The organism is Caulobacter sp. 17J65-9, assembly GCF_010975005.1.
Lineage (GTDB): Bacteria > Pseudomonadota > Alphaproteobacteria > Caulobacterales > Caulobacteraceae > 17J80-11.
On record NZ_JAAIVC010000168.1, the window covers coordinates 1 to 8,043 of the forward strand.

Annotated in this window: 10 protein-coding genes; 5 read left to right on the forward strand and 5 right to left on the reverse strand. The window is 72.1% G+C overall.

Going from position 1 to position 8,043, the window contains the following annotated elements; genetic code table 11:
• Window positions 1-888, forward strand: an 888-nt coding sequence (locus tag G3573_RS18205; protein ID WP_163263110.1) for an Mrp/NBP35 family ATP-binding protein, incomplete at its 5' end; no start/stop codon positions are given.
• A 15-nt stretch (window positions 889-903) separates the two neighbouring features.
• On the opposite strand, the gene G3573_RS18210 is transcribed toward G3573_RS18205, so the two are convergent.
• From G3573_RS18210 to G3573_RS18220, 3 genes are all read right to left on the reverse strand, one after another.
• Window positions 904-1,419, reverse strand: coding sequence for a dihydrofolate reductase (locus tag G3573_RS18210; protein ID WP_163263111.1), 516 nt, complete (start codon window positions 1,417-1,419; stop codon window positions 904-906).
• 2 nt (window positions 1,420-1,421) lie between these two features.
• Complete coding sequence (locus tag G3573_RS18215) at window positions 1,422-2,261, reverse strand: thymidylate synthase (protein ID WP_163263118.1); 840 nt, start codon at window positions 2,259-2,261, stop codon at window positions 1,422-1,424.
• Window positions 2,262-2,338: 77 nt separating this feature from the next.
• The gene (locus G3573_RS18220; RefSeq protein ID WP_163263112.1) at window positions 2,339-2,881 is read right to left on the reverse strand and encodes a DUF924 family protein; all 543 of its coding nucleotides are present in this window, start codon (window positions 2,879-2,881) and stop codon (window positions 2,339-2,341) included.
• On the opposite strand from G3573_RS18220, the gene G3573_RS18225 reads away from it, so the two are divergent.
• Genes G3573_RS18225 through G3573_RS18235 form a run of 3 tightly spaced genes read left to right on the forward strand, consistent with a single transcriptional unit; the run spans window position 2,880 to window position 5,178 of the window.
• The gene (locus G3573_RS18225; protein ID WP_163263113.1) at window positions 2,880-3,572 is read left to right on the forward strand and encodes a hypothetical protein; all 693 of its coding nucleotides are present in this window, start codon (window positions 2,880-2,882) and stop codon (window positions 3,570-3,572) included. The two genes, G3573_RS18220 and G3573_RS18225, sit on opposite strands and share 2 nt — an antisense overlap.
• Window positions 3,569-4,564: a ketol-acid reductoisomerase gene (ilvC, locus tag G3573_RS18230; protein WP_346427414.1), complete on the forward strand. Its 996-nt coding sequence runs from the start codon at window positions 3,569-3,571 to the stop codon at window positions 4,562-4,564. The genes G3573_RS18225 and ilvC overlap by 4 nt, the downstream gene beginning before the upstream one ends.
• 50 nt (window positions 4,565-4,614) lie before the next feature.
• Window positions 4,615-5,178, forward strand: coding sequence for a nucleoside 2-deoxyribosyltransferase (locus G3573_RS18235; protein ID WP_163263114.1), 564 nt, complete (start codon window positions 4,615-4,617; stop codon window positions 5,176-5,178).
• Between the two features lies 1 nt (window position 5,179).
• Here G3573_RS18235 and G3573_RS18240 read toward each other — a convergent pair whose 3' ends face one another.
• Entirely contained in the window at window positions 5,180-5,971 is a 792-nt protein-coding gene (locus G3573_RS18240) for a methyltransferase (RefSeq protein ID WP_163263115.1), read from the reverse strand.
• Between the two features lie 128 nt (window positions 5,972-6,099).
• On the opposite strand from G3573_RS18240, the gene G3573_RS18245 reads away from it, so the two are divergent.
• Window positions 6,100-7,113 carry a polyprenyl synthetase family protein gene (locus G3573_RS18245; RefSeq protein WP_163263116.1) on the forward strand — a complete coding sequence of 338 codons (1,014 nt, stop codon included), beginning with the start codon at window positions 6,100-6,102 and terminating at the stop codon, window positions 7,111-7,113.
• Here G3573_RS18245 and G3573_RS18250 read toward each other — a convergent pair.
• Window positions 7,097-8,043: MraY family glycosyltransferase (locus tag G3573_RS18250; RefSeq protein WP_163263117.1), on the reverse strand; the 947-nt coding region annotated here is incomplete at its 5' end. The two genes, G3573_RS18245 and G3573_RS18250, sit on opposite strands and share 17 nt — an antisense overlap.

The window sequence follows — 8,043 nt, forward strand, 5'->3', positions numbered from 1 at the left end:
GTGCTGACCGCCGAGGGCGGCGCGGCCGCGCCGGCCCGTCCGAAGGGCGCGCGCCTGTCCGAGGCCGCGACGGACCAGGGCCGCCCCAAGGCCCCGGTCGCCGCCGGCCGGCCCGACCACGTCAAGGCGGTGGTGGCGGTGGCCAGCGGCAAGGGCGGGGTTGGCAAGTCGACCGTCGCCGTCAACCTGGCCTGCGCCCTGTCCAAGCTGGGGCTGTCGGTCGGCCTGCTGGACGCCGACGTCTACGGCCCCTCGGCGCCGACCATGCTGGGCCTGAAGGACCCGCCGCAGTACGCCGACAAGAAGATGGTCCCGCTCGAGGCCTGGGGCCTGAAGGCCATGTCGATCGGCCTGCTGGTCGATCCCGAGCAGGCCATGATCTGGCGCGGGCCGATGGCCAGCCAGGCGATCACCCAGATGCTGAACGAGGTGCGCTGGGGCTCCGAGACCGCGCCGCTGGACGTGCTGATCGTCGACCTGCCGCCCGGCACCGGCGACGTGCAGCTGACCCTGGTGCAGAAGACCAAGCTGGACGGCGCGGTGGTGGTCTCCACCCCGCAGGAGGTGGCGGTCGCCGACGCGCGGCGCGCCGTGACCATGTTCGAGAAGATCGGCACGCCGGTCCTCGGCGTGGTCGAGAACATGGCCTACTTCCCCGATCCCTCGACCGGGGCGCCGATCCCGATCTTCGGCCGCGGCGGGGCCAAGGCGGAAGCCGAGCGGGTCAAGGCGCCCTTCCTGGGCGAGGTGCCGATCGACATGGCGCTCCGCGAAGGCGCCGACGCCGGCCGCCCGCTGGTCGCCGCCGCGCCGGAGTGCGCGACGGCCCAGGTCTTCCTGACCATCGCCGAACTGGTCCGCGACCGTCTGGTGACGGTGAAGTTCTAGGCTCGTGGAGCGAGCTTACCGCCGCTCCAGCACCCGGAACACGAAGCCGTGGTCGTCGCCCTCGGCCGGCGTGTGGGCTTCGCGGCGGACTTCGGTCCACTCGGCCTCGTGGAAGGCCGGGAAGATCGCGTCGCCTTCCGGCTCGGCGTCGACCTCGGTGAGGTAGAGCCGCTTGGCGCGCGGCAGGGCCAGCTCGAACAGGGCCGTGCCGCCGATCACGCAGACCTCGTCCACGCCGTCCTCGGCCGCCTGTTCGCGGGCGATCTGCACCGCCTCCTCGAACCGCTCGCACACGATCGCGCCCTGCGGCTCGAACGAGCCGTCGCGCGACAGCACCAGGTTCAGCCGGCCGGGCAGCGGTTTGCGGGGCAGGCTGTCCCAGGTCTTGCGGCCCATGACGATCGGCTTGCCCAGGGTCACCTGCTTGAACAGGGCCAGGTCCGACTTCAGCCGCCAGGGCAGGACGCCTTCACGGCCGATGACGCCGTTTTTGGCGCGGGCGACGACGAGGGCGATTTGGGGCAGGCTCATGGTCAGACCGCCACCGCCGCCTTGATGTGCGGGTGGGCCTGGTAGCCCTCCAGCACGAAGTCCTCGAAGGCGAAGTCGAACAGGTCGGTCTTCGGCGCGATCTGCATGGTGGGCAGGGCGAACGGCTCGCGGGTCAACTGCAGCCGGGCCTGGTCGACGTGGTTCAGGTACAGGTGCGCGTCGCCGAAGGTGTGCACGAACTCGCCGGGCTTCAGGCCTACCACCTGCGCCATCATCATGGTCAGCAAGGCGTAGGAGGCGATGTTGAACGGCACGCCCAGGAAGACGTCGGCCGAGCGCTGGTAGAGCTGGCAGGACAGCTTTCCGTCGGCGACGAAGAACTGGAACAGGCAGTGGCAGGGCGGCAGGGCCATGTCGTCGACGTCGGCCGGGTTCCAGGCGCTGACGATGTGGCGGCGGCTGTTGGGGTTCTTGCGCAGGCCCTCGACCAGCTTCTCGATCTGGTCGATCGAGCGGCCATCCGGGGCGGCCCAGGAGCGCCACTGCTTGCCGTAGACCGGGCCGAGCTCGCCGTTTTCGTCGGCCCACTCGTCCCAGATGCTGACCCCGTGATCCTTCAGCCAGGCGACGTTGGTCTCGCCGCGCAGGAACCACAGCAGTTCGTAGACGATGGACTTCAGGTGCAGCTTCTTGGTGGTCAGCAGCGGGAAGCCCTGGCCGAGGTCGAAGCGCATCTGCCGGCCGAACACGCCCAGCGTTCCGGTGCCGGTGCGGTCGCCCCGCTCGACCCCGTTGGCCAGGATGTCGGCCAGGAGGGCGAGGTACTGGCGCTCCGGGTGATCCGGGGCGGCGACGGCGACGGGTTGGGACACGGCGTTCATGGGCGGGAACATCTGGCCGGAATCGGTCGGGATCAAGCTGGTGCGCGGTCGCGGCGGGCGGGGCCGCCTATTTCAGCTCACCCCGAGAACCCGCCGTCGGCCAGATAGGCCAGCTCTTCCGGCGTGCTCTCACGGCCCAGAGCGGCGTTGCGGTGGGGAAAGCGACCGAAGCGGACGATGATCTCGCGGTGGTGGCGGGCCCACTTGGTCTGATCGGGCGTGCAGTCGGCCATGGCGGCCAGCCCCCGGTCGTGGTCCTCCAGTCGCTCCGAATGCTGGAACGGCAGGTACCAGAAGGCCCGCAGGTCTTCGGGTCCGCTGCGGTCGAAGCCCTGGTCCAGCGCCCGGTGCGCGAACATTCGCGCCAGCGGGTCGGCGGCCCACATGTGCGCGGTGCGCCGCCACAGGTTGCGCGGAAACTGGTCGAGCAGGAGGAGCAGGGCCAGCGCGCCCTCGGCCGTGTCGGCCCAGTCGTCCAGGCCGCGCCGGGCGGCGGCGAAGTGGGCCGGCTCGAACCGGCGGCAGGCGTCGTCGAAGGCGTCGCCGCCGCGGAACCACTTGCTAGGCCCGGCCTCGCGCCAGAAGGTGAGAACGTCGGTCGGCGAAGGGGGCTGATCCATGAACCGTACTCTGATCGCGGTCGCCATCACGGCGACGCTTGCCGGAGGCTATCTGGTGTGGCGCTGGGCCGAACGGAAGGCCGAGCCGGCGATGCCGCCGGCCGGCGCCTGCGGGCCGCTGTGGGTGACGGACCCGGAGATGTGGCCGCCCGAAGCGCGCCGGACGATCCGCGCCATCGACGTCGCCCGCGTCCGCCCCGACCCCGCCGATCTCGCAGCGCGTGTCGCGGCCGCCGAGAAGGATCGCAGGGAGTTGCGGACGCAGGCCGGGATCGCCGAGCAGCCCGCGCCTATCGAAGTGTTCGTCCGGGGGACATTCGCGGGCGGGCGAGCGAGCCTGGCGGCGCGCCGCAACGCCGCTGGCGATTGGCTGGTCGAGTCGCTTGAGGAAGATCTGCAAGGCATGCAGGCGCCGTTCGGGCGCAAGCTGACGAAGCAGTGGGTGGCGATCGGCGGCGACGCGGCCGCGCGCCTGGACCGGCTGCTGGCGGATCCGTGTCTGTACGCCGAACCGACCTATCTCGCGAGCAAGGTGCCCGTCGTCGGCGGCGGCGACGAGGAGTGCCTGGACGGCGGCGACACGGTCGTCGTCATCAATCACGCCGGCCGGACGCGAAAGGCCTTCCAAGCCTGCGCCGCGCGGGGCAAGACCGGCGAGCTTGTTTCCGTCCTGTACGAGGCGCTTCCGTGACCCTGCCCGTCTACTACGACCGCGACTGCGACCTGTCCCTGATCCGTGGCCGCAAGGTCGCCGTGGTCGGCTACGGCAGCCAGGGGCGCACCCAGGCGCTGAACCTGCGCGACTCGGGCGTCGCGGACATCAGGATCGGGGTGCGCCAGGGCAAGTCGGCCGACACGGCGCGGGCCGACGGGTTCGAGGTCGTCTCCGTGGCGGAGGCCTCGGCCTGGGCGGACGTGCTGGCCCTGCTGACCTCGGACGAGGCGCACCGGGACCTCTATCGCGACGAGATCGCTCCGCACCTGAAGTCCGGCGCCTGCCTGGTGTTCGCCCACGGCCTGTCGGTGCGCTTCGGCCTGGTTGCGCCGGCCGAAAACCTCGACGTGGTGCTGGTTTCGCCCAAGGGCATCGGCCCGCGCATCCGCGACCTCTATGTGGAAGGCGAGGGGGTGTTCTGCCTGTTCGGCGTGCACCAGGACGTCACCGGCCAGGCCAAGGCGCTGGGCCTGTCCTTCGCCGCCGCTCTGGGCTGCGGGCGCAAGGGCATCCTCGAGACCACCATGCGCGACGAGTGCGAGAGCGACCTGTTCGGCGAGCAGGTGGTGCTGTGCGGCGGCGTGCCGGAGCTGGTCAACGACGCCTTCGAGACCCTGGTCGCCGCCGGCTATCCGCCGGAGGTGGCCTGGTTCGAGTGCTTCTACGAGCTGAAGCTGGTGGTCGACCTGATGTTCGCCCGCGGCGTGGCCGGGGCGTTCGAGAAGATCTCCAACACCGCCGAATACGGCGCCTACCAGACCGGCCCGCGGGTGATCGGCGACGCGGCGCGCGCGGCCATGAAGGGCGTGCTCGACGACGTGCAGGACGGCGCTTTCGTGAAGAAGTTCATGGCCGACTACGACGCCGGCTTCCCCGAGCTGCTGGCGCGCCGGCGCGCCCTGGGCGAACGCCCGATCGAGGCGGCCGGACGGCGGCTGGCCGAGGTGGCGGACAAGGCGGGGGAGTAAGGAGCGGCGGGCCGTGGCCGTGCGCTTCCAGCTCCGCTAGAACATCGCCCATGCGGCGCATCTCCACCGTCTGCCTGCTCGGTCCCGACCTCTGGTTTCCGGAGGCGGAGGAGCATGCGCGTCGGCAGCGCGACCTGTGCGACCAGGCCGGCTTCATCGGGATCACGGCGCTGGACCACAATCTGGTCGAGACCGAGCCGTCCGAGGCCATGGCGCGCGAGATCTACGCCGAGAGCATCGCCCGCATCCGCCGCTGCGACGCGGTGGTGGCCAACCTGACGCCCTGGCGCGGGCCGGGCTGCGATGCGGGCACGGCCTTCGAGATCGGCTTCGCCGCGGCGCTGGGCAAGCCGGTGTTCGCCTATCTGAACGTGGTCGACGAGGACGAGGCCGACCATCGCGACCGCGTGGAGCGGATGATCGGGGCCGAGATCGACGCCGACGGCGAATGGCGTGACAGCTACGGCTGCGCCATCGAGGACTTCGGCCTACCGGAGAACCTGATGCTGTGGGCCGAGTCGCGGCGGCTGTACGTGATCGTCACGCCCGACCCGCTGCGCGACCTGACCGGCCTGGAGCTGGTGCTGGACGCGCTCAAGCTCTACGCCGACTAGCTCACATCCACCCCAGCCCCGCCTCGCCGCGGAGGATCGCCTCGGCTTCCGGCGTGTGCTTGCCGGCGTCGCCGCGCGTGTGCAGCACCAGCGGCGGCAGGATGCGCAGGGGCGCCTTGCCGGTCTTCACCGCCTGCACCAGCACCCGCTTGGCCGGAGCGTCGGCGAAGGGGTGGATCGCGCGGATCTGGAACGAGCCGGCGGTCGCGCCCAGCAGGGCCAGCAGGTCGGCCAGCCGGTCGGCGCGGTGGATGACCACGATCCGCCCGCCCTCGCGCACCGCCTTCAGCAGGAAGCGCGTCCAGGCGTCCAGGCCGGTGTCGGCGATCCAGGCGGCGCGGCGGCTGGGGTGAGGCGCGCGCAACGCATTCGGGTCGTCGAAGAAGGGCGGGTTGGCGATCGCCACGTCGAACGGCGGCTCGCCGGGTTCAAGAAAGCCGTGGGCGGCGAACCCCCGGCCCACGTCGCCGGCGCGCACCTGCACGCGGCCTTCGGCTTCGTTCAGGCCGATGTTGCGCTCGGCCAGGGCCAGGGCCTCGAGGTCGCGCTCCACCCCGGTGAAGCGTGCCTCGGGCGAACGCGAAGCCGCCTGGAACAAGACCGCGCCGGCGCCGCAGCCGGCCTCCAGCACCCGCTCGCCAGGCCTGGCGTCGACCGCGGCGGCCAGCAGGGCGGCGTCCATGCCGGCGCGATAGCCCTTGGCCGGCTGCAGCAGGCGCACGCGCCCGTCGAGCAGGCGGTCGTCCGTGACCTTCGGTTGTTCCAGGGGCGGCGTGTCGAGGTGTTCGGTCATGCAACAGAGCTGGGAGCGGAGCAGTTCAAGTGCTAGGGCGGCTTGACCCTGCAAGGGCGCCTAACCATTGTGCGCCGCGTTGACGCGGGGCCGCCAGTCGGCCCGGCCGTTTTTCTGGAGTTTGAGCGTTGGACGCAGCAACCGCCTCCGTCGCGCGCCCCTCGGGCGACGTCGAGAGCCTGATCCGGCTCGCCGTGGCCGACATGGCGGCGGTGGACGCGCTGATCGTCGAGCGCATGCAGAGCCCGGTCGCGGTCATCCCCGCCCTGGCCGAGCACCTGATCTCGGCCGGCGGCAAACGCCTGCGCCCCTTGCTGACCGTGGCCGCCGCGCGGCTGGCCGGCATCGAGGGCGGCGCGCACCACAGGCTGGCCGCCGCGGTTGAGTTCATCCACACCGCCACCCTGCTGCACGACGACGTGGTCGACGGCTCGCAACTGCGCCGTGGCAAGGTCGCCGCCCACCTGATCTGGGGCGCGGCGTCCAGCGTGCTGGTCGGCGACTACCTGTTCGCCCGCGCCTTCGAGCTGATGGTCGAGACGGATTCGCTGCGCGCTCTGGCGATTCTCTCGCGCGCCTCCAGCGTCATCGCCGAGGGCGAGGTGCTGCAGCTGACGCGCGCCCACGACCTGAAGCTGACCCAGGACGTCTACCTGGAGATCATCGGCGCCAAGACCGCCGAGCTGTTCGCGGCCGCGGCCGAGGCCGGCGCGGTGGCGGCCGGCGCGCCGGAAGCGCGGATCCAGGCGCTGCGCGCCTACGGCATGAACCTGGGCCTGGCCTTCCAGCTGGTCGACGACGCGCTGGACTACGGCGGCACGACCGAGGCGCTGGGCAAGAACGCCGGCGACGACTTCCGCGAAGGCAAGGCGACCTTGCCGCTGCTGCTGGCCATCGCCCGCACCGCCGGGCGCGAGGACGCCTTCTGGGAGAAGGCCATGGGCCACCCGGGCGACCAGACCGAGGCCGACTTCCGCCGCGCGCGCGAGATCATCGTGGGCTGCGGCGCCCTGCAGGCGACCCTGGACCTCGCCGGCGAATACGCCGACGCCGCCAAGGCGGCGCTGGGGGTGTTCCCGGCCGACGACTGGCGTCAGGCCCTGGAAGGCCTCGCCGACTTCGCCGTCAGCCGCCGGGCCTAGAGCCGTCGGCCCTTAGCGGCCGGCGCAGCACCGCCCAAAGCAGGCATCCCACGCCCGCCGCCGCCAGGGTCAGGCCGAAGCGCCAGCCTTCCGGCGCGCTGTGGATCGCGAAGCCCAGGCCGATCGCCGCTCCGGTCAGCGCCCAGAACCGCCAGGCCAGGGCCGCGTGGCCCTTGCCGGTGTGGTCCAGCCACAGCTGGTAGACGTGCTCGCGGTGGGCGTGGAACAGCGGCCGGCGCCGGCGCGTGCGGTCCACGAGCGTCAGCAACACGTCGGTCAGGATCGGCAGGGCGGCCACCGCCGCGAACAGCGGCGCGGTCGGCTCGCGCCCGGCCAGCAGCACCGCCAGGCCGCCGATCAGGAAGCCGGAGAACTGCGAGCCGGCGTCGCCCTGGAACAGCCGCGCCCTCGGGAAATTCCACGGCAGGAAGCCCAGCCCCGCCGTCGCCGCGACCGCGCAGGCGCCCACGAGCAGCGGGTCGGCCCCGGCCAGGGCGGCCAGCGCGCCTAAGCCCGCCAGGCTCAGCACGTTGGCGCCGACCACCAGGCCGTTGGAGCCGTCCATGAAGTTGACCGCGTTGACCACCACCACCAGCCAGGCGGTGGTCAGGCCGACGGCGACCACGGCCGGCAGCTCCAGCCGGACGCCGGGCGCCAGCGGCAGCACGTCGATGCGCGCCACCCACAGGGAAAACGCCAGGGCCAACAGCACCTGCGCGAGCAGCTTGTGGGTCGCGGGAAAATCCCAGACGTCGTCGGCCGCGCCGTAGAGGCCCAGCGCGCCGGCCAGGCCCAGCAGGAGGGCCAGATCACGCGTGGTCTCGCCCGCCCCGGGCAGCAGCGCGACCACGCCCGCCACGGTCGCGGCGATCAGGGCCAGGCCGCCGCTGGTGGGCGTCGGGCGCCCGTGCGCGTGGCGCCGGTCCGGCC

Excerpts from the sequence above, each read along its gene's own strand:
- G3573_RS18210 (WP_163263111.1), bottom strand. The coding sequence starts at position 1,419 with ATGAGCCTGCCCCAAATCGCCCTCGTCGTCGCCCGCGCCAAAAACGGC.
- G3573_RS18215 (WP_163263118.1), bottom strand. The coding sequence starts at position 2,261 with ATGAACGCCGTGTCCCAACCCGTCGCCGTCGCCGCCCCGGATCACCCG.
- G3573_RS18225 (WP_163263113.1), top strand. The coding sequence starts at position 2,880 with ATGAACCGTACTCTGATCGCGGTCGCCATCACGGCGACGCTTGCCGGA.
- G3573_RS18220 (WP_163263112.1), bottom strand. The coding sequence starts at position 2,881 with ATGGATCAGCCCCCTTCGCCGACCGACGTTCTCACCTTCTGGCGCGAG.
- G3573_RS18235 (WP_163263114.1), top strand. The coding sequence starts at position 4,615 with ATGCGGCGCATCTCCACCGTCTGCCTGCTCGGTCCCGACCTCTGGTTT.
- G3573_RS18240 (WP_163263115.1), bottom strand. The coding sequence starts at position 5,971 with ATGACCGAACACCTCGACACGCCGCCCCTGGAACAACCGAAGGTCACG.